The sequence below is a fragment of the Bifidobacterium miconisargentati genome (assembly GCF_019331675.1).
Lineage (GTDB): Bacteria > Actinomycetota > Actinomycetes > Actinomycetales > Bifidobacteriaceae > Bifidobacterium > Bifidobacterium miconisargentati.
In genome coordinates this window covers 17,310-37,582 of sequence record NZ_JAHBBJ010000004.1, presented here as the reverse complement: position 1 = coordinate 37,582, position 20,273 = coordinate 17,310, and the positions used below count along the sequence as shown (strand labels likewise).

Below are 20,273 nucleotides of genomic sequence, written 5' to 3'. Positions count from 1 at the left end.
CTTCGCCGGTTCCCGGTCGGTCCGCGCTGACTGACCTCGGACTTTGAAAAACCGCCGCTCCCCCATCGGGACGGCGGTTTTTCGTAGGTTCTGTTAAACCAAGATTGACATGGTCCTTATTCTTGGCTCCCCTTGTCAGGACATCGCCGTGATGCAAACAGCAGAGCTGTTTGTAGGCGATGTGCGAGACGACAGTCGAGCCAGTGGACTGCGAACGAAGTTCGTCCCTAATTGCAGGACGAGCTGTCAGCGAAGCCGACTGAGGGGTAGGACATGGATTCATGTCGATCTTGGCTTAACAGAACCTTGAACGTATGTCGCCGATCGTGCCGCCAAGATCGGGCCCGGTCGGGACATTGTTTCAATACGAAAAAGGCGCCGCTCCCCTTTCGGGGAACGACGCCTTACATGGTGGAGTCGCGGGGAATTGAACCCCGGTCCGATGACCGAGCCCACAGTCTTCTACGTGCGTAGTCTGCTGGCCGTACGGCGGTTTTTCTGCCCCCATCTGTGTCGCAGACAACCGATGGCGAGCATATCCGCAGTAAAAGTCCCGATGCAGCCCTGAGGCTCAGCTACATCAGCAAGTCTTCTTAACGACGCTCAGCATCCCCCCAAAGACGAGAGAGAGTGAACGGAGCGGCTGCTCACTGGTTAATCCTGGCGCGAAGCTCAGGCAGCGAGAGCGAACTCAGTGCGGTTAGATTTAGCACTTATTCTTTTGCCGGGGTCATCCACGAGCGGACCCGGCGTTCTCGGCACGCTTCCCTGCAGCGAACAGGTCACCGTCGAAACCGATCGACCCCAATCTTGAATTATCAAGCATCCGACTTTTCGGCCGGACTTTTCAAGATACACCCGTTCGTCCGGCCGCGCAAGCCGTACGCGCTGGACGAAATCATTTGATGATCGGTTTGAGCGGCGCGGAGACATCCACCTGATGCCGCTCCCCTATCACCTTCGGATCGTTGATGATCTTGTCCACCACGGCCATCTTGAGCTTGAGCTGGGAGGAGTCGCCCCAGACGATCACCCGTTCTCCGCCGTCCAGCGTGGTGGTCACGGAGTCCTGCGTCTCGGCGGTCACCTTGGTGATCTGCTGGCGCATCGATTCGGGCAGAGCCCCCAGGATGGTCAGCGCCTCCTTGACCGAGCGGTTCTTCAGGCTCGTCTCCACGTCCTTGACCTCGATGACCGGAATGCCGTCCACATCCTTGGACGAGACCGAATTGAGCACGCGGGCCTCGGCATCCACCGCGGTCAGCGTATCACCGCTTTTGAGCATGGCGGCGGGCTTCTGTGCGGTGATCTCGACGCTCATGGCCTTCGGGAATCGCCGTGAGACCTTGGCTTCGGACACTCCGGGAATGTCCTTGAGCTGGTTCGCCACGTCGTTCGTGGAGACCAGAAACAGCGACTTGCCGGCCTGCTTGTCCGCGATGGCGTGGATGGTCTGGGCACTCACCCATTCGTTGGCGCCGGTCACACTGATCGCCCCGGTTTCCAGGCGGAACACGGTGGAGAAGAACAGCAGCCAGGTCAGCCCGGCCAGTACGGCGATGCCGGCAAGGCCCGCGAGCACGCGGACGGCGATCACGCGGGCGCTGGCGCGCTTGCGTTCCTTGGCACGCTCGGTGAAGTCCACCACCTTCGGACGCGATGCGATGCCGAGCATGCCGGTGGTCTGATGCAGGGTCTCGGTCACGTAGTCCTCGCTGCGCAGACGGCGGGCGTCCACGAACGCGCCGGCCTGTCCCTTGGCCACCGTCACGTCGGTGGATGACGGGCGCTCGACCGGGGCAGCGCCACGTCCTCGAACCCTCGCCGACTCCCCGTCATGATGCGAGGCCACCGCACGTGGCTTGCCGGCACGGGACGTCGCGGGCTTGGACACGGTCCTTGCGAAGGGATTGAACGAGCGGGACGCATTGCGTGAAGGTGACTTGGCACCCTGGTGCGTCCCAGTCGAAGCCGAAGCGGCGGCACCGCCCTGTCCCGAAGGCTTCGAGACGAACCGCGCGCCGGACTGGGCGGTGGACCGCGTCATGCCTCGTGCAACGGACTTGGCCGGCGATTTCGTGGCGGATTTGCCCGCCACACGCGCCGCGGCACGCACGTTCTGCCGGGTCACGGTGCTGGCGGCCGGTTGTGCGGGGAACGACGAGGACGGCATGGAGACCGAACCGGTCTGGCGGACGGTCCTGCCGGCGCGCCCCGCCTGTTCCTCGCCCTTCAGGGGCTTCTCGTTCACATGCGAGGCCACCGTGCGCGGACGTCTGGCGCCACCGGAGCCGCCGGCGGAGCGTACGGTACGTCCCGCCATCACTCGCAGCTTTCGCGATGCGCCTCGAGCGCGGTCAGCAGCACTTCGTCCATGTCCGTGATGTCGCCCGCGCCCACGGTGAACACCACGTCGCCGTGATGGGCGCGCATGGCCATCATCTTGGCGGCCAGGCACATGTCCCCCACCGCCTGGATCCAGGTGCCGGCGGAGGCGTCCTTGAGCCCAGCGGCGGCGTCCACGATGGTCTGCGGGCCGACGTCCGGGAAGTCCTCCTGCTTTTCACGGGCGGGGAAGATGCCGGTGACGATCACGTCGTCCGCCTTGGCCAGCGCCTCGGCGAATTCGCGGGCGAAGAACCTCGTGCGGGAGAACAGATGCGGCTGGAAGATCACGCGGATGACGGATTCCGGATAACGGCGTCGTGCGGCGTCGAGCAGCGCGGCGATCTCCGTGGGATGGTGGGCGTAGTCGTCCACCACGGTGACCTGCTTGACAGTGCCGCGCACCTGGAACCGGCGGGATGCACCCAGGAAGCCGGCGATGGCCTGCGCGGCGGCCTCGGGGGCCACGCCGAGCAGCACGGCGGCGGTGATGGCGGCCGCGGCGTTGCGCGCGTTGTGGATGCCGGGCACCTTGAGCACCACGTTCTGGGACACGGATTGGTCCCCGGTCACCGCGGTGGGCAGCTCCAGCGTGAACCGTTCGCTGCCGCTGCCGGCGGCCTCGGTTTCGGAGACGATGCGCACGTAGGCGGAGATGGCCGAGAAGTCCAGATCGGAGGCCAGTGCGCCGGCCGGCGCGGTGCCGTAGGCGATGACGCGGGCCTTGACCTCGGCGGGCATGGTGGCGATCACGCCGAGGTTGTCCTTGTCGTCGGCGCAGATCACCACATGGTCGGTGGCGTGGCCGGCATGGTCCACGAACGCGGCCTGGTAGTGAGCCTCGTCGCCGTAATGGTCGAGATGGTCGGCCTCGGTGTTGGTGATGACGGCGATGATGGGGTGGTATTTGGCGAAACTGCCGTCGGATTCGTCCGCCTCGGCCACGAGCACCCGGCCGGCTCCGGCATGGCCACCATCCAGCGTGGTGCCGTCCGGTCCCTGGATGGAGCCGCCGATGGCGTAGCTCGGATCCTCGCCCGTGTTCACGAGGATGTGCGCGAGCATGGAACTGGTGGTGGTCTTGCCGTGCGCGCCCGCCACGGTGACGGCCTGCTTGCCGTTCATGAGCAGGGCGAGGATGTCGCTGCGGTGCACGATACGCGCGCCGGCCTCGGCGGCGGCCACGATTTCGGGGTTGTCCGGCTTGATGGCGCTGGAGTAGACCACGGTGGACGCGCCGGCCACGTTCTCGGCGCGCTGGCCGAATTCCACGGTGATGCCGAGTGCGGCGAGACGGTCGGTCTTGGCGCTGCGTTCGCGGTCGGAGCCGTCCACGGCGACCCCTTGGGCGTGCAGCATCTCGGCGAGTACGCTCATGCCGGCGCCGCCGATGCCGATGAAGTGGGTGGGACCGAGGTCCGCCGGCCTCGCCGATGCGTCGAACGCGGCATGGGTGGGGTCAAGCACGATGGGTTGAGTCAATTTCTGACGCTCCTTACACAGATGTTCCGGAACATATCTTAGGTCGCCCTCGCCGTCCGTCCGGCGGGATGCGCATCAGCAGCGACCGGCGAGGGCGAGCACATGGCGGGCCATGACTTCGGCCGCGTCACGGATGCCGTATTCCCAGGCCTTGCGGCCGAATCCCGCGAGTCGTTCCCGGTCGGCGAGCAGGGCGGGCACATGGCCTTTGACCCAGTCGGGGGTCAGATCCCTGTCCGCCACCATAAGGCCGCCGCCCGCGTTCACCACGGGCTCGGCGTTGAAGCGCTGCTCACCGTTGCCGATGGGCAGGGGCACGTAGATGGCGGGCAGGCCCAGCGCGGCCAGTTCGGAGACGGATCCGGCGCCCGCGCGGCAGATCACCAGATCGGCGCAGGCGAAGGCCAGGTCGATGCGCTCCAGGTATTCGGCCATGTGGTAGTCGCCGGAACCGGCCGATTCGGGGCCGAGCCCGGTCAATACGTCCGCTCCCGCGGATTCGGTGGCCAGCGTGCGGACCTCGTCGATCTTGCCGCGGCCGGTCAGATGGATGATCTGGGCGTGCTCGAGCAGCTCACGGGCCGAGGATGCGATGGCGCGGTTGAGGCTTTGCGCACCGAGGGAGCCGCCGGTGACCAGCACCAGCGGACGGGCGGGATCCACGCCAAGCTGTGCGGCGGCTTCGCGGCGCAGACCGTCGCGGTCCTCGCCGATGCGCTTGGCCAGTCGGGCGATGGCGGGGCGCAGCGGCAGTCCGACGCGCTCGATGTCCGCTCCCTGGCGTGGTTTGAGGCCGGTGCCCTCGTAGACGGTGCCGATGAAGTCGGCCCAGCGGGCGCCGAGCTTGTTGGCCATGCCGGCACGGGCGTTCTGCTCGTGGATGGCGATCGGGATACCCATCCTGTGTGCGGTGGCGTAGACGGGCGCCGAGGCGTATCCGCCGAATCCGGCCACCACGTCGGCCTTGCGGCTTTCGAGGATGGAGCGGACCTTGGCGGTCTCGCGCTTCCATTTGGCCGGGAACCTGAGCATGTACAGGTTGGGCCGGCGAGGGAACGGCACTTTTTCGATGGTGTCGAGTTCGTAGCCCGCCTGCGGCACGAGATCCTTTTCAAGGCCCACGGCGGTGCCGATGACGGTGACCTGGGCCGCCGGATCGATCTCACGGATCGCGCCGGCAACGGCGAGCAGAGGATTGACATGACCGGCGGTTCCGCCGCCGGCCAACACGATATGGGGTGTGCCTTGAGTCATGGTTATCGAGTGTACTCTACACCGTCTGTCGGGCCTGTTTGATCTGCGGCTGCGCGCGCATAAGCCCCACAACGAGGCCCGCCGCGGACAGGCACATGATCATGGACGAGCCGCCGGCGGAGACGAACGGCATGGGCACGCCGAGCACGGGGAACACGCCCACCACCACGCCGATGTTGACGAGCGCCTGGCCCACGATCCAGATGGTCACGCACATGAGCACCATGGACACGTAGCGGTCCGGCACCTGCAACGCCACGGCGATCATGCACCAGCCGAGGATCACGAAGAACAGGATCACGATGGCGCAGCCCACGAATCCGGTCTCCTCGCCGATGATGGCGTAGATGAAGTCGTTGTGAGCGGCGGGCAGGTAGTTCCATTTCTCACGCGAATTGCCAATGCCGAGACCCAGCAGGCCTCCCGAGGCGATGGCGTATTTGGCGTGGATCGACTGATAGCACACCTGCTGCGCGTCCGCGGCCGAACAGTCGCCGTAGGTGGCCAGGATGCGCTTCATGCGGTTGGGGCTGGAGACGGCCAGGACGATCACCATGGCGACCGCCAATCCCGCGCCCACCGCCATCCATTTGCCGGGGAAGCCGGAGACCAGGAACGCCACGCCACCGATGAAGATGAGGATCATGGCGGTGCCGAGGTCCTTGCCGCCCACCACGAGCGCGAGTCCGATGCCGTAGACGAGCAACGGGAAACGGTACGCCTTGATGCCCTCCTTGCGGTAGAACCTGCCGCAGGCGTGCAGCGAGGACGGCAGCCAGACGCACATGGCGAACTTCATGAACTCGGCCGGCTGGATGGTGGTGAAGCCCAGGTTCAGCCAGCCCCTGTTGCCGTAGACGTCGATGCCCAGGGGCGTGAAGGTCAGCAGCTGCAGGATCTGGGCGGCCAGCACGATGCCGATGCCGGCCCTACGCCAGAACGACACCGGCATCATCATGGCCATGAAGCCCAGGATCAGGCCGATCACGCAGAAGCCGCCCTGGCTGATGAGCTGGACGAACGGTGACTTGCCCTGCGCGGCCATGGTGACCGTGGAGCTGGAGAAGACCATGATCAGGCCGAAGACGGTCAGGCCCACCACGGCCATGCGGAAGCCGTGGTAGCACCACAGGGGGTTGAGCAGGCTGCGCCAGCCGGTGTAGTCGCTGATGACCAGAGCCGGCTGGTCCGAAGTCTTATGCAGGGCGCGCAGGCGGGGATCAGTGGAGGCCATGCACCTCGCTCCAGGTGCGGGCGGCGGCCGCGAACCGGTTGCCGCGGTCCGCGTAGGACACGAACTGATCCATGGATGCGCAGGCGGGGGCCATGAGCACGATGTTTCCGCCGGAGGCGTATTTGCCGCACGCCTCGACGGCACGGTCCATCACGGTGTCGTTGTCGGCAGGGTCGATGACGGTGAGCGGAATGTCCGGCGCCTGGGTGGCGAAGGCATCGAGCATGGGCTGCTGGTCCTTGCCTATAATGACGGCGGCCTTGATGGTGTGCGCCTGGTCCCTGACGAGGTCCTCGAACCGGCTGCCCTTGGCGAGCCCGCCGGCGATCCATACCACGGACTTGGCGGGGAAGCTGGAGAGCGAGGCACGTGCCGCATGGCCGTTGGTGGCCTTGGAATCGTCCACGAAGCGCACCACGCCGTCGGCGAGCCTGGCCTCGGCCACGGTCTCGATGCGGTGGCCGCCCGGCTTGAACGCCTTGAGCGCCTCCACCGAGGTCTTGAGGTCGGCCCCGAAGCCCAGCACCAGCGCGAGGGCGGTCAGCGCGTCGGCCACGAGGTGCGGGTAGAGCGAGCCGTCCGGTTCCATGAGGTGTTTGAAGTCGGTGATGGGCGCGATGCGCGTCGCCTCGCCTTCGACGCCGCCGGCCACGCCGCTCCTGTCGACGATCCAGCCGTCCTCGATGCCGATCTGCCCGGCTTCGGGGGCCGCGAGCGTGAAGCCCACCCTGCGGCAGCCTTCGGCGACGTTCGCCTCGGCGGCCAAGGCGCTCACCTTGGCGTCCTGCGCGTTGTAGACGATGACGCGCCTGGCACCGTGGAACACCTTGGACTTGTCCGCCGCGTAGTTCTCGCGCCCGCCGTGCCAGTCGAGGTGGTCGTCGGCGATGTTGGTGATCGCGGCGCAGTCGAGGGCCAGCGAATCGGTGAAATGCAGCTGGAAGGAGCTCAGCTCCACGCACAGCACGTCGTGCGCGGGATTGGTGGCGCAGCGGGACAGGCTCATGGACATGTCCCCGGAGGCGATGTTGCCGGCGGTGGGCGCGTCCAGACCGCAGGCCTTGAGCATCTCGGAGGTCATTTCGGTGGTGGAGGTCTTGCCGTTGGTGCCGGTGATGCCGATCCACGGCGCCGGGCGGCCGGTGCGTGCGTTGTCCACACGCAGTCGCCAGGCGAACTCAACCTCGCTCATCACCGGGATGCCACGGCGCTGGGCCTCCAGGATGAACGGGGTACGCGGGTTGAACACCGGCGAGGACATGACGTAGTCGACCTTGTCCCAGTCCACGTCGTCGAACGAGCGCAGATCGGCTCCGGGTTTGCGCTCGTCCACGCCGATCACATGGGCGCCACGTTCCTTCAATACCTCCGCCAGCGAGGTGCCGGACACGCCCAGTCCGGCGATCACCACCGTCTTGTTCTCGATTTGCATCGTTCCTCCCTAGAAATCATTGCCGCGGGCGAGCATAGGCCGTCCACGTTTCCGCTAGCTGAACAGCAGGCCGGAGCGGGTCACCCAGTCGCCGTAGAAGATGGTCAGCGCCAGCAGCACGAAGAGCAGTTCGATCATCCAGAAGCGGACCACCACCTTGGTCTCGGTCCAGCCGAGCAGTTCGAAGTGATGATGGATGGGCGCCATTTTGAACACGCGCTTGTGGGTCATCTTGAAGTAGCCCACCTGGATCACGTCGCTCATGGCCTCCATGACGTACAGGCCGCCCATGATCACCGCCAGGAATTCGGTGTGCGTGGCGATGGACAGGGCCGCGAACAGGCCGCCCAGGGCCAGCGAGCCGGTGTCGCCCATGAAGATGGAGGCGGGGTTCGAGTTGTACCACAGGAATCCGAAGCAGGCCACGGCCGCGCACACGGCGATGATGGTCAGATCCAGAGGGTCGGACACGGCATACGAGTAGCCGCCGTGGTCGCCGCCCTTGATGTGGTAGCTCTCCCAGAAGGCGATGATGCCGAAGCCGGTGAAGGAGATCATCGAGGAACCGGCGGCCAGGCCGTCGAGACCGTCGGTGAGGTTCACGGCGTTGGTCCAGGCGGTCATCAGGAAGTTCACCCAGATCACGAACAGGATGATGGCCACGGCACGGCCGGCGAAGTCGAAGCTGAAGAACGGCTTCTCGATGAAGCTCATGCCGGGCTGCGCGCTGGGCAGGCCGGTCTTGGTGGGGATGACGAGCGCCAGCACGGCGTAGATGGTGGCGAAGATGAACTGGCCGATGAACTTGCCGCCCACCGTCAGGCCCTCGTTCTGCTTCTTACGCACCTTGGCGAAGTCGTCGATGAAGCCGAGCACGCCCATCGAGAGCATGGCGAACAGCACCAATACCGCGGACCAGGAGGGCACGTCGCCCGAATGCAGGTAGCGGTAGAGCGCGGAGGCCGCCCAGCCGAACAGGATGGCGAAGTTGATGACCACGCCGCCCAGCGTGGGGGTGCCGCGCTTGACCAGATGTGACTGCGGTCCGTCCTGGCGGATGTACTGGCCGTAGTGCAGTTTGTGCACCAGCCGAATCAGCAGCGGCGTGCCGGCCAATGTTACGATCAGCGACACCAGCATTCCAATGATCAGAGCAATCACGTGGATCTTCCCTTTATCTCGTTATCTCGTTGTTCCGTTGGTTCAGTTCCTGGCCCAGCGTTCGGCCAGCGCGCTCAGTCCCGAGGCGTGGGATCCCTTGAGGAGCACCACCATGTCCGGGTGTCCGGCCGCGAAATCCAGCACGAGGCGTTCGGCCTGGTCGATGTCGTGCGCGCAGTCGATCGGAATCGCGGGCCCGTTCCCGGCGGCCGCTTCACGGGCGCCGGAGGCCAGCGCCTCGGCCAGCGAGTCCAGATGCGGGTCCTTGGCCGAGCCCACGGCGATGATGGCGTCCAGCCCAAGGCCGGCCGCGTATGCGCCCACTTGGGCGTGCAGGTCCGTCTCGTCCGGGCCGAGTTCCAGCATGGCACCCAGCAGGGCGACACGGAAGGGCGTCCGTCCGTCCGCCGGCCTCCACGCCTTGAGCCCGTCAAGGCCGGCCTTCATGGAGTCGGGGTTGGCGTTGAAGGAGTCGTCGATGAGGGTGAAGGAGGCTTCACCGCGGGTCACGGTGCTCAACGCCATGCGGTGCGGGCTGATGGTGTGCTGCGCGGCCAGGGTCTCGGCCACGGCCTCGGGCGTCATGCCGTAGCGCAAGGCCACGGTCGCGGCGGCCAGCGCGTTCATCACGTTGTGACGGCCCGGAATGCCCAGATGCACTGGCACGCTGTCTCCGGAGGCGGTTACCAGCGTGAATTCGGCGTGGTCGGATTCGTCGGACGTGATGTCGCGGGCCATGACCTCGTGCTCACGACCGCCTTCCAGACCGAACCAGGCCACCTCGCCGGGGGCCAGGGCCTCCATGGGCGCCACATGGTCGTCGTCGGCGTTGAGCACGGCCACGCCGCCGGGCAGCAGGCCCTGCACGATCTCGCTTTTGGCCTGGGCGATGCGTGCGCGGGAACCGAATTCGCCGAGGTGGGCCACACCCACCTTGAGCACGATGGCCAGGTTCGGCGGGGCGATGCGGGTCAGACGCGCGATCTCGCCGATGTGGCTCGCGCCCATTTCGGCCACGAAGAACCGGGTCTCGGGGCCGACCTTCAGCGCGGTCAGCGGCAGGCCGATCTCGTTGTTGAACGAGCCGACCGGAGCCACGGTGGGGCCCACGGTGGACAGCAGCGCGGACAGGAGGTCCTTGGTGGTGGTCTTGCCCACCGAGCCGGTCAGGCCGATCAGGTCGAAGTCGCCCGGCAGTTCGCGGCGGCGGGCGATGTTGTGACGGGCCAGTTCGCCCAGCGCATCGACGGTGTCGGCCACCACGATCTGGGGCAGGCCGGCGGATTCGACCTCATGGTCCACGATCGCGGCCACCGCGCCCTGGGCGGCGACCTTGGCCACGAAGTCGTGGCCGTCCACATGCTCGCCCTTGATCGCCACGAACACCGATCCGTCCTTGGCCTCACGCGAGTCGCTCACGGCACCGGTGGCCGTTCCGAAAGGCCCCTCCCCCGCGATCACACGGCCGGAGACCGCCTGGGCGATCTCCTCCACACTCATCGGCACCATATCATCTGCTCCTTTTCGTTCTTCCTGCTCATGTCCGTCCGCGCCGGTCACGCCGCCACCATCCTTCCATCGGCGGCATAGCCGGCATCCATAACCATTCGTGTTCCGCTATTTCAGGTTGTTGGCCACCCTGAGCGCGCTGCGCACGTTGTTCCTGCGCACACCGGCCGCCAACACCATGGCGATGGCGAGCGACATGTGACGCATGCGCATGATGTTCGAGCCCACCGGCGATTCGGCCGCCATTTCGTCCGATTCCCGGGTGGGGTGGATCATCACGAGGTCCTCGTCCGCCACGAAGGCGTACTTGCTTTTCAGGGATGCCAGATCGTCGGCGTTGGCCGAACGCTGGGAACCCAGCACGTCCACATTCACCGATTCCAAGGCGTGGGGCTGCAACGTCTCGTCGTCCATGGCGATGATCACCGCCGCGACGCCGTCCTCGGCACACACCGCGAGCGTGCGCTGCATGTCCAGGATGCCCAACGGGTAGGTGAGGTTCAGGGGACGGGTCATCGAGGTGGATCCGGAGGAACTGATGATGGCCACAGGGTTGCCCAGCATGTGCAGGAAGTCCGCAAGCTGGCCGGCGCCCGCGTCAACCTCACCCTTGTCGGTGCCGGCCACCACGAACACGGCCATCGTGCCGGATGGGGAACCGGCGAATCCCGACGCCAGATCGCCCAGCAGCGACGTGTCGAGCGTGCCGAACAGCCTCGGGATGCCGATCTCCGGGCATTTGCTTTTGAGACTGTACGGCAGCAGGGCAGCATAGGCGCCGGCCTGCTCCGCCTGCGTCAGATCGGCGGTGTCCTTGCCGCAGATAAACAGGGATCCGGGCACCACGGTGTCCACGCTGTCGCTGAGGGAGGTGACGGTGACGTTGACCGCGAACGGCGGATCGATCTCAAGACCGTACCGTTGGGACAGCATGCCCAAGGTCATCCGCTGGGCGATGGATTCGCTCACTGCACTCATGGATTGTCGCCTTTCTGCCGCGCCATTCACCACGTGACCGGGATAGCATTTTTACGCGGTGATGAGACAGGGACCTCGTATTTCTGCATAAGGAACTCACAGATCTGGGCGGAGACCGGGCCGGCCGTCAGACCGCCGTAGACGCCGCTCGGGTCCTTGAGCACCACGGTCACCGCGTACCGCGGGTTGTCGGCCGGGATAACCACCGAGTAATCGGAGATGATCGAGGACAGCGTGCCGTCCGCACCCTGCACCTCGGCGGTGCCGGACTTGGCGGCCATGCGGTAGCCATCGACCTTGACGAACTTGCTGTAGCTTTCCGCCACGGATTCCATGGCGTTCATCATGTCGGCCGCCACATCCTCGTCGATCACCCTCGTGGCCGTGTCCTTGCCGGTCTTGGACGTGGTGCCGCCGGTTGAGGTGGTGGACTTGATGATGGATTGCTGCTGCTTGACGCCCTTGTTGGCGATGGTGGCCACCACGTTGTTGAGCTGCAGTGCGTTGACGGTGTAGCCCTGACCGAACAGGATGGTGTTACGTGTGCGCAGATCCCAGGAGGATGGGCTGGTGAGCATGCCGGAGGACTCGCCGGGCAGGCCCAGGCCGGTGGACTGGCCGATGCCGAACTTGGTCAGGAACTCATAACGTTGCTCGTCCGTGAATCCGAGTCCGGCGAGCACCATGCCCACGTTGGAGGAGTTCTGCAGGATGCCGGCGAGCGTCCAGCGTTCGCTGCCATGGTCGAACGAATCCTTGATGGTCTGGCCGTCCTGGGTGGTATGGTCCGGCACCGTAAGCTGGTCGGTCATCTTGTGCAGCCCGGTCTGCAGATAGCCGGACATGGAGATGACCTTGCCCACCGAGCCGGGCTCGAAGGTTTCGGAGACGGCGCGAGAAGTGCTCATCTTGGCCTCGTCGCTGCCGGCCTCCACCTCGTCGCTGTCGGCGAGGGCAAGGATCTGGGCGTTCTGGATATCCTGTACCACGGCGATGCCCCACGGCGAGCCGTACTTGGACTTGGCTTCCTTGAGGACCTTCTTGACGTACCACTGCACGTCGCGGTCGATGGTGAGCGTCACGTCGGAGCCGTCCTTCGCGGCCACGGATTCGGTCATCGTGCCGGGGATCTCCTCGCCGCCGTTGCCACGCTGGTAGGTCTGGTGGCCGTCGGTGCCGGTGAGTTCCTTGTTTTCCATCTGTTCGATGCCGGCCACGCCGGTGCCTTCGTCGTTGACGCCGCCGAGCAGGGAGCCCAGGATCTCGCCGTCCGCGTACAGGCGTTCGCTGCTGAGCTCACCCCAGACGATGCCGCCGAGGTTCAGCGCGTCGATGCTGCGCTTGACCTGCGGGGTCACGTCCTTCTTGAGGACCACGTACTGGCCGGTGCCGGACATCTTGGCGCCCAGTTCCATGGCGTTCATGCCCAGCGCCTTGGCCAGGAGACGGCCCACGGCCGCGGCACCGGTGGCGCCCACGGGCTTGCCGTCGATCTCGTCGCAGTAGTCGCGGGTGGTGTCGTTGCAGGTGATGGGCACGAATTCCTGTGCGGCCTCGGGGTTGGCCACGATGGTGTAGCGTTCCACGCTCTGGGCGAGCACGTTGCCGTTGGTGTCCAGGATGCGTCCGCGCTTGGCGCTCAGGGTCACGGTCAGCGTGCGGCTGGCGGTGGCGGCCTGCGCGGTCTGGCGTCCTCCGATGAGCTGGGTGGATGCCAGCTGGGCCACGCATGCGGTGGCCACCAGGGCGAGTGCGGCGCCCACGGCGATGCACTTGAACGCGAAGGTCTTCACCTTGGCGAACCGGACGATGCGCTGGATGGTCTTCACTTACTTCCCGCTTTCATTGGACTTGTATCCGTTGAGGTCGATGGACACGGATCCCTGCTGGGGCACCATGCCCATGTCGCTGGCCTTGTCGGGCAGGGAGGCCACGAGCTGGTCGAGCTTGGCCTGGTCGTCCTCCACGTCCTGGGTGAGCACGTTGATGTGCGCTTCGATCTGCGCCGCCTCGAACGAGTTCTGGACCATCTGGGTGCGCAGCATGAGCGCGCCGAAGAGCGTGGCCATCAGGAAGGCCACGGCGACGACCACATGGACGAGCGGCGCGCTGCGGGTGCGCGTCCATTCGATGACGCGGGCGACCATATTGCCCTGCGTCTCGGTGCGCTGGCCGGAGATCAGACGCAGCTGCGGCCTGGACGAGGTCTGCGTCTTGGATTCGGGTCGGCTGGACGAGGCGGCGTTCGACCGGACGCTGCGTGCGCTGGCTGCCATCAGCCCCTCCTAGTGCGGCGTTCGCCGCGGTTGGCTCGTGTGTTGGAACGTGTTGCGTGATGTGCGCCGGCCTTGCGCGCCGACGGGTTCGGGTGTTCGGCGGTCTCGGCGAAGCGGGCGCGCCAGCGTGCGGGAATCTCGCGACTGACCTCCACGGCCCGCAATCGCACGGAGGCCGATCTCGGGTTGGAGGCGATCTCCTGTTCATCCGCCTTGATGGCGCCTCGGGTCAGTTCCCTGAAGAACGGCTGGGCGTCGGGCGGCACGATGGGCAGGTCGGCGGGGGCGTCGATCCTCAGTCCCTGGGCCATGAACGACTTGACGGCCTTGTCCTCCAGCGAGTGGTAGGACTCCACCACGAGCCGGCCGCCCACGTTGAGGCGGTTGGCGGCCTGCGGCAGCGTCGAGGCGAGCTTGTCCAGCTCGCCGTTGACCTCGATGCGCAGCGCCTGGAACACGCGCTTGGCGGGGTTGCCCGCGGGGCGATGGGCCTGGGGCACCACCTCGTCCACCAGTGCGTTGAGCTGGCTGGTGGTGGTGAACGGCTGCCTGTCGCGGCGGGCCACGATTTCGCGGGCGATCTGGCGGGAGAAGCGTTCCTCGCCGTATTCCTTGAAGATATGGGTCAGCTGGGCGGCGTCGTAGGTGGCGAGAATGCGCGCGGCGGTCAGTTCCTGGCTCACGTCCATGCGCATGTCCAGCGGGGCGTCATGGGAGTAGGAGAAGCCTCGGTCCGCCTCGTCGATCTGCAGGCTGGACAGGCCCAGATCCATGAACACGGCGTCCACGCGCTCGATGCCCTGATCCTCAAGTACCTGGTCGAGCTGGTCGAATGCGGCGTGCACGGGCGTGAACCGGTCGGCGAGGCCTTCCTGGCGCATGCGCTCGGTGGCGAGCGCCAATGCCTCGCTGTCACGGTCGATGCCGATGAGACGGGCCTGGGGCGCGGCCTTGAGGAACGCGGTGGAATGGCCGGCCAGGCCGAGCGTGCAGTCCACCGCCACGGCGCCTTCCCGCTGCAGCGCGGGCGTCATGAGCGCCACGCAGTCGGCGAGCAGCACCGGCTGGTGAATGGCCGTCACATCAATCATCAGAATTCCACCTCCGGCAGAACATCATCGGCAATATCGGCGTATCCCTCTTCCTTCTCGGCCAGGTAGGCCTCCCAGGCTTCCTTGTTCCATAGTTCGGCTCGGGTGCCCACGCCGATCACCACCACTTCGGAGCCGAGATGGGCGTAGTCGCGCAGCATCTGCGGCACGAGCACGCGGCCCTGCTTGTCCGGCTCCTGGTCCACGGCGCCGGACAGGAACACGCGCAGGTATTCGCGCGCGGCCTTGTTGCCCACCGAGACACGCTGAATCTGCGAGGCGATGCGGCGGAACTCCTCGAAGGGCAGCAGGTAGACGCAGCGTTCCTGTCCGCGCGCCATGACCAGGCCCTTGCCCAGCTGCGCGCGAAATTTGGCCGGCAACGCCATGCGGCCTTTCGCGTCGATCTTGGGAGTGTAGGTGCCCAGCAGCAGCGGTGGCATGCCGTTCATGAAATCGGCGAATGACGAGGAACCCTCGGTCTTGGCTTCGGCGTCCTGCGCCGGCCGCTCGTCGACCATGGTTCCACCTCCTTTGCCGCGCCTGATGGATACACTTCACCCAACTGGCTCACCACTTTACCCCACGCTTCCCCATTCTTCCCCACTTGCACACGATTTGCTCACCCTTTTGGATGATTTTCCCTGTACATCGCGCGTGTCGGGGGCTTTCGGGCCGGTTCCGGACCGAGTCCGAACCGGCCCCGATTCGCACGATCGGCGAATTCACCGGAATTTCATCTGCATGCTCCCGACCGCAGGCGGCTGACGTAGGGGCCGTGCGGTAGATTTGAATGCCTTGAAGTTTTGACCCCACGGATTGGAATCGAAGAGAAGCATGTCGAGTTATGCCTCACAGCTGCATGAGGAACAGCAGGCGGTGGATCGCGCCTACGGACGCCTGGACGACCTGCGCGCCGAGATGTGGCAGCGTCTGGACACCGTGCGCGCGGCGGGATCGCACGGCTCCCCCACCCAGCGCAGCGAGCGGGACTCCTTCGCCACGATGTACGAGAACCGTCTCACCCAGCTGCGCAGCGTGGAGGACCGTCTGGTGTTCGGCCGCCTGGACGCCAAGGACGGCAAACGCCACTACATCGGACGCATCGGCCTGTCCAGTCCGGATCACGAGCCGATTCTGACCGACTGGCGAGCGGAGGCGGCGCGGCCCTTCTATGAGGCGACGCCCTCCAACCACGGCGACATCGTGATGCGCCGCCATATCACCCTGAGCTTCCGTGAGGTGGTCGGCGTCGAGGACGAGGTGCTGGACGTGCACTCCGACCAGGTGGGCAAGGCCTCCTCCGCCGGCACGCTGACCGGCGAGGGCGCGCTGCTGGCCTCGCTCAGCTCGCGCCGCACCGGCAAGATGACCGATATCGTGGCCACCATCCAGGCCGAGCAGGACCGCATCATCCGTTCCGCCCTGAATCGCGTCGTGGTGGTCCAGGGCGGCCCCGGCACCGGCAAGACCGCCGTGGCCCTGCACCGTGCGGCGTACCTGCTGTACACGCATCGTCGCACGTTGGAGCGTTCCGGCGTGCTCGTGGTGGGCCCCAGCTCCACGTTCCTGCACTACATCGACCAGGTGCTGCCCTCGCTGGGCGAAACCGGCGTGGTCTCCCGCACCATCGCCGATCTCATTCCCGGCGTCAGCGCCACGGCCGTGGACTCGTCGCATGCCGCCAAGCTCAAGGGCGACCGCCGTATGGCCCAGGTGGTGGCGAACGCCATCGCGGCCCGCATCCGTGTGCCCGCCAACCTGCCGGTCGTGACCATCAGCGGCATCCAGGTGCCGATGCTCGCGGCGGACATCGAACAGGCCCAGACGGACGCCAAACGCACCCGCCAGTCGCATAACAAGGCCCGTGAGACCTTCATCCGTTCGATGCTCTCCAGCATGCAGGCCCGCTACGCCGAACAGCTCGACTACACGCCCGATCAGGCGGAGCTCAACCGCGCGATGTCGCTGCTGCGCATGAACGACCAGGTGCGCAAGACGCTGAACCTATGCTGGCTGCCGATGACCGGCCCCTGGCTCATCGACCAGCTGTTCGCCCACCCCGAACGTCTGAAGTCCCTGGCCGGCTGGCTCACCGACGAGGACGTGGCCGCGCTGGCACGTCCGAAGGGCTCCCCGCTGACCCGTTCCGACATCCCGCTGCTGGACGAGGCGATGGATCTGCTGGGTCCCGACCCCAAGATGGTGGCCAAGCAGTCCGCCGCCGACGCACGCCGCGCCGCCGAGGAGCAGTACGCCAAGGACACGCTGGCGTCCACCGGCCTCGGTCAGGGCATCGTGTCCAGCCAGATGCTGCTCGACCAGATGAACGGCGACGATTCCGAGCTCACCTCGCAGCGCGCGGCCGCCGACCGCGAGTGGACGTACGGCCATATCGTGGTGGACGAGGCGCAGGAGCTGACGGCCATGGATTGGCGCATGCTCATCCGGCGCTGCCCCTCCCGTTCCTTCACCATCGTGGGCGACGTGGCGCAGACTTCGGCGCTGGGTGGCACCCGCCGCTGGGACAAGACCATGAACCGTCTGTTCGGCCCGTCGCACTGGGATCTCAACGAGCTGACCATCAACTACCGCAACCCCAAGGAGGTCTCCGATCTGGCCTCCCGGTTCGCCGAGGACGAGGGTCTGTACATCTCCACCGTCAACGCGGTGCGCAGCGTCCCCGAATCGGTGGCCAAGCATGTGGTGGCCGACGGCCGTGACCTGCTGACTGCCACGGCCGATCAGGCGGTCGCCCTGGCCGAGCAGTTCGTCTCCTCGGACGGCACGGGCCGCATCGCCGTGATCTGCCCGGACGACCTCATCGCCCCGGTGCGTGCCGCCGTGCGCGAACGTCTCTCCGGCAAGCTCGACCCGGCCGAATTCCGTCGCCTGGCCGACCAGCCCGAGTGGGACGAGCAGATCAGCGTCTGCGGCACGGAGACGGTCAAGGGCCTTGAGTTCGACGCCGTGGTGGTGGTCGAGCCCGGCCGCATCGAGGACGACGCGCCGAGCCGTCTGGTGGCGGCCTCCGACCTGTATGTGGCGATGACCAGACCCACCCAGCGTCTGGTTATAGTTCGGACAAACGCGGACGAGACGTCCCTGAACATCTAAGGTGAGGAAACATGCCCAAAGCATTGTTATTGGAAAACATTCATCCCGACGCGGCCTCCTCGTTGCGCAACCACGGATTCGAGGTCGAAACCATGAAGGGCGCCCTGAGCGAGGATGAGCTCATCGACGCGCTGGAGGGCGTGGATCTGGTCGGCGTGCGTTCTAAGACCAGCGTCACGGCCCGTGTGCTGGACGCCCGTCCGAACCTGAGCGCCGTGGGATGCTTCTGCATCGGCACCAACCAGGTAGATCTGGCACATGCCGGCAAGCGCGGCATCGCCGTGTTCAACGCCCCCTACTCCAACACCCGCTCCGTGGTGGAGCTGGTGATCTGCGACATCATCTGCCTGCTGCGCCGCGTGCCCGCCCACACGCATCACATCAAGCACGGCATGTGGGACAAGTCCGCCTCCGGCTCCCATGAGGTGCGAGGCAAGACGCTCGGCATCATCGGCTACGGCAACATCGGCTCCCAGCTGTCCGTGCTGGCCGAGGCGCTCGGCATGCATGTGGTGTTCTACGACATCGAGGAGAAGCTGGCACTGGGCAACGCCCAGCGTTGCGACACCCTGAACGAGCTGCTGGAGCAGTCCGACGTGGTCACGCTCCATGTGGACGGCCGCAAGTCGAACACCGGCTTCTTCGGCGAGGACCAGTTCGAGCACATGAAGCAGGATTCCATCTTCATCAACCTTTCGCGCGGCTTCGTGGCGGATCTCGACGCACTCAAGCGCCATCTCGATTCCGGCCACCTGTCCGGCGCGGCCGTGGACGTATTCCCGGTGGAGCCGAAGAAGAGCGGCGACCCGTTCAAGACCCCGCTGGCCGAAGAGGACAACATGATCCTGACCCCGCACATCGGCGGTTCCACGCTGGAGGCCCAGGAGTCCATCGGCCACTTCGTGTCCCAGCGCCTTGAGGACTACTGGTTCAAGGGTTCCACATCCCTGTCCGTGAACATGCCGCAGATCAACCTTGGCGACTGCAAAGGCGTGTGCCGCATCGCCCACCTGCATGACAACCTGCCCGGCGTGCTGGCCCGCGTGAACCGTGTGCTCGGCGAGGAGAACATCAACATCTCCTTCCAGTCGCTGGCCACCGAGGGCGAGCTCGGCTACGTGGTGACCGATGTCGCCCAGAAGCCCAGTGCGGCGACGCTGGAGGCCCTGCGCAACATCGAGGGCACCATCCGCATGCGCGTCATCAGCTGACGCCCGAATGGTGTGTAGCGTTCCTTAACGACAGGGGCATCGCAAGATTACGATGCCCCTGTTTTCATCTCGATCGACTCGGCCATGGCCGCCTATGGGTCGTTCGGCCGACACCCATGACCGGCACGATCACGGAATCACAAGACTCCATTGCTTACGGGTTTTGCCTACTTGTTGCCGTACTCGCGCAGCGCGTCGATGGCCTTCTGGAAGTCCTCCAGCCCCGAGAAGTTCTGGTACACGCTGGCGAAACGCAGATACGCCACCTCATCCAGATCACGCAACGGCTTCAGAATGGCCCGGCCCACCTCGTCCGAGCTCACCTCGGCAAGCCCCCTGGAGCGCAGGTCCTCCTCCACTTTCTGCCCCAGCTTCTTGAGATCCTCTTCCCTGACCGGTCTTCCCTGGCAGGCCTTGCGCACGCCGGTGATCACCTTGTCCCTGCTGAACGGTTCGGCACCGCCCGAACGTTTGGTGACCAGCAACATGCTGGTCTCCACCGTGGTGAAACGGCGATTGCAGACCGGGCACACACGGCGACGGCGAATGGAATGGCCATCATCGCTGATGCGGGTGTCGATGACCTTGGTGTCTGGATTCTGGCAAAAAGGACAATGCATGCCATCCACAATAACGTGACCTGCTGGAAAAACGATATCGCGGGGGTTTCGCTCACTCGGCCGGCACAATGATCCGCTGCCCCGCACGCAGTGAACTGGACTCCAGACCATTAAGCGCCATCAGTCGGTCCACGGTTTGGGAGACATCCTGTCCCGCAGGGGTGATCCGCGATGCATACAGCCACAACGTATCCCCCGGACGCACTATGTAGCTGGTCACCCGCATGGCCCCAGGCTCCGATTGCGCGGGTTGCGCCGTCCATGCGGCGAGACCGGTGCATGCCAGCATTAACGCCAGCAGGCCAGTGACCAGCCGGCCACGCAGCCGACCGCCCTTCATGCCATCGGCGGGCGACGCTCCAGCAACGTTCCTCCCCGTCGTCCGACGCGCAACGACGGCATGCACGCCCGCATGGCATACACCGGCGCTTCGCCCACCATGACCTTGGCTCATCATCGAACAAGACATCATCACACCCTCCTCGAACAACCGTTCTATCGAACAGTTGTTCTCATGATGGCA

15 protein-coding genes and 1 other RNA gene are annotated in these 20,273 nt (G+C 65.7%); 2 read left to right on the top strand and 14 right to left on the bottom strand.

Annotated features, from left to right (window positions below):
- Window positions 1-409: 409 nt before the first annotated feature.
- The 13 genes from ssrA to mraZ form a co-directional block, all read right to left on the bottom strand.
- Window positions 410-806: a transfer-messenger RNA gene (ssrA, locus tag KIH81_RS03500) on the bottom strand.
- Window positions 807-898: 92 nt separating this feature from the next.
- Window positions 899-1,771 (bottom strand): cell division protein FtsQ/DivIB, encoded by an 873-nt coding sequence (locus KIH81_RS03495; protein ID WP_338024734.1) that lies wholly within the window; start codon window positions 1,769-1,771, stop codon window positions 899-901.
- A 551-nt stretch (window positions 1,772-2,322) separates the two neighbouring features.
- On the bottom strand, window positions 2,323-3,852 hold the full coding sequence (gene murC / locus KIH81_RS03490; protein WP_214304181.1) for a UDP-N-acetylmuramate--L-alanine ligase: 1,530 nt from the start codon (window positions 3,850-3,852) through the stop codon (window positions 2,323-2,325).
- Window positions 3,853-3,942: 90 nt separating this feature from the next.
- The gene (locus KIH81_RS03485) at window positions 3,943-5,121 is read right to left on the bottom strand and encodes a UDP-N-acetylglucosamine--N-acetylmuramyl-(pentapeptide) pyrophosphoryl-undecaprenol N-acetylglucosamine transferase (protein WP_214304091.1); all 1,179 of its coding nucleotides are present in this window, start codon (window positions 5,119-5,121) and stop codon (window positions 3,943-3,945) included.
- A 16-nt stretch (window positions 5,122-5,137) separates the two neighbouring features.
- Window positions 5,138-6,355: a putative lipid II flippase FtsW gene (gene ftsW, locus KIH81_RS03480; protein ID WP_109057745.1), complete on the bottom strand. Its 1,218-nt coding sequence runs from the start codon at window positions 6,353-6,355 to the stop codon at window positions 5,138-5,140.
- Window positions 6,342-7,787 (bottom strand): UDP-N-acetylmuramoyl-L-alanine--D-glutamate ligase, encoded by a 1,446-nt coding sequence (murD, locus tag KIH81_RS03475; RefSeq protein ID WP_214304090.1) that lies wholly within the window; start codon window positions 7,785-7,787, stop codon window positions 6,342-6,344. Before murD ends, ftsW begins: the two co-directional genes overlap by 14 nt.
- 54 nt (window positions 7,788-7,841) lie before the next feature.
- Complete coding sequence (mraY, locus tag KIH81_RS03470) at window positions 7,842-8,948, bottom strand: phospho-N-acetylmuramoyl-pentapeptide-transferase (protein ID WP_214304089.1); 1,107 nt, start codon at window positions 8,946-8,948, stop codon at window positions 7,842-7,844.
- A 42-nt stretch (window positions 8,949-8,990) separates the two neighbouring features.
- Entirely contained in the window at window positions 8,991-10,457 is a 1,467-nt protein-coding gene (locus KIH81_RS03465; protein WP_214304088.1) for a UDP-N-acetylmuramoyl-tripeptide--D-alanyl-D-alanine ligase, read from the bottom strand.
- A gap of 108 nt (window positions 10,458-10,565) precedes the next feature.
- Window positions 10,566-11,435: a hypothetical protein gene (locus tag KIH81_RS03460; RefSeq protein WP_214304087.1), complete on the bottom strand. Its 870-nt coding sequence runs from the start codon at window positions 11,433-11,435 to the stop codon at window positions 10,566-10,568.
- 26 nt (window positions 11,436-11,461) lie between these two features.
- Window positions 11,462-13,264 (bottom strand): peptidoglycan D,D-transpeptidase FtsI family protein, encoded by a 1,803-nt coding sequence (locus tag KIH81_RS03455; protein ID WP_214304086.1) that lies wholly within the window; start codon window positions 13,262-13,264, stop codon window positions 11,462-11,464.
- The gene (ftsL, locus tag KIH81_RS03450) at window positions 13,265-13,711 is read right to left on the bottom strand and encodes a cell division protein FtsL (RefSeq protein WP_236029224.1); all 447 of its coding nucleotides are present in this window, start codon (window positions 13,709-13,711) and stop codon (window positions 13,265-13,267) included.
- Window positions 13,711-14,802, bottom strand: a complete 1,092-nt coding sequence (rsmH, locus tag KIH81_RS03445; protein ID WP_214304085.1) for a 16S rRNA (cytosine(1402)-N(4))-methyltransferase RsmH — start codon at window positions 14,800-14,802, stop codon at window positions 13,711-13,713. The genes ftsL and rsmH overlap by 1 nt, the downstream gene beginning before the upstream one ends.
- On the bottom strand, window positions 14,802-15,323 hold the full coding sequence (gene mraZ, locus KIH81_RS03440; protein WP_214304084.1) for a division/cell wall cluster transcriptional repressor MraZ: 522 nt from the start codon (window positions 15,321-15,323) through the stop codon (window positions 14,802-14,804). Before mraZ ends, rsmH begins: the two co-directional genes overlap by 1 nt.
- A gap of 316 nt (window positions 15,324-15,639) precedes the next feature.
- Here mraZ and KIH81_RS03435 point away from each other — a divergent pair, with 316 nt between their 5' ends.
- A complete protein-coding gene (locus tag KIH81_RS03435) occupies window positions 15,640-17,919 on the top strand; it encodes a HelD family protein (protein ID WP_214304083.1) in 2,280 nt (759 codons plus the stop codon).
- 11 nt (window positions 17,920-17,930) lie between these two features.
- Window positions 17,931-19,130, top strand: coding sequence for a phosphoglycerate dehydrogenase (gene serA, locus KIH81_RS03430; protein WP_214304082.1), 1,200 nt, complete (start codon window positions 17,931-17,933; stop codon window positions 19,128-19,130).
- 167 nt (window positions 19,131-19,297) lie between these two features.
- Here serA and nrdR read toward each other — a convergent pair whose 3' ends face one another.
- Window positions 19,298-19,750, bottom strand: a complete 453-nt coding sequence (gene nrdR, locus KIH81_RS03425) for a transcriptional regulator NrdR (protein WP_214304081.1) — start codon at window positions 19,748-19,750, stop codon at window positions 19,298-19,300.
- Window positions 19,751-20,273 lie beyond the last annotated feature (523 nt).

Excerpts from the sequence above, each read along its gene's own strand:
- serA (WP_214304082.1), top strand. The coding sequence starts at position 17,931 with ATGCCCAAAGCATTGTTATTGGAAAACATTCATCCCGACGCGGCCTCC.
- KIH81_RS03485 (WP_214304091.1), bottom strand. The coding sequence starts at position 5,121 with ATGACTCAAGGCACACCCCATATCGTGTTGGCCGGCGGCGGAACCGCC.
- KIH81_RS03460 (WP_214304087.1), bottom strand. The coding sequence starts at position 11,435 with ATGAGTGCAGTGAGCGAATCCATCGCCCAGCGGATGACCTTGGGCATG.
- nrdR (WP_214304081.1), bottom strand. The coding sequence starts at position 19,750 with ATGCATTGTCCTTTTTGCCAGAATCCAGACACCAAGGTCATCGACACC.
- rsmH (WP_214304085.1), bottom strand. The coding sequence starts at position 14,802 with ATGATTGATGTGACGGCCATTCACCAGCCGGTGCTGCTCGCCGACTGC.
- murD (WP_214304090.1), bottom strand. The coding sequence starts at position 7,787 with ATGCAAATCGAGAACAAGACGGTGGTGATCGCCGGACTGGGCGTGTCC.
- ftsW (WP_109057745.1), bottom strand. The coding sequence starts at position 6,355 with ATGGCCTCCACTGATCCCCGCCTGCGCGCCCTGCATAAGACTTCGGAC.
- KIH81_RS03465 (WP_214304088.1), bottom strand. The coding sequence starts at position 10,457 with ATGGTGCCGATGAGTGTGGAGGAGATCGCCCAGGCGGTCTCCGGCCGT.
- ftsL (WP_236029224.1), bottom strand. The coding sequence starts at position 13,711 with ATGGCAGCCAGCGCACGCAGCGTCCGGTCGAACGCCGCCTCGTCCAGC.
- mraZ (WP_214304084.1), bottom strand. The coding sequence starts at position 15,323 with ATGGTCGACGAGCGGCCGGCGCAGGACGCCGAAGCCAAGACCGAGGGT.
- KIH81_RS03435 (WP_214304083.1), top strand. The coding sequence starts at position 15,640 with ATGTCGAGTTATGCCTCACAGCTGCATGAGGAACAGCAGGCGGTGGAT.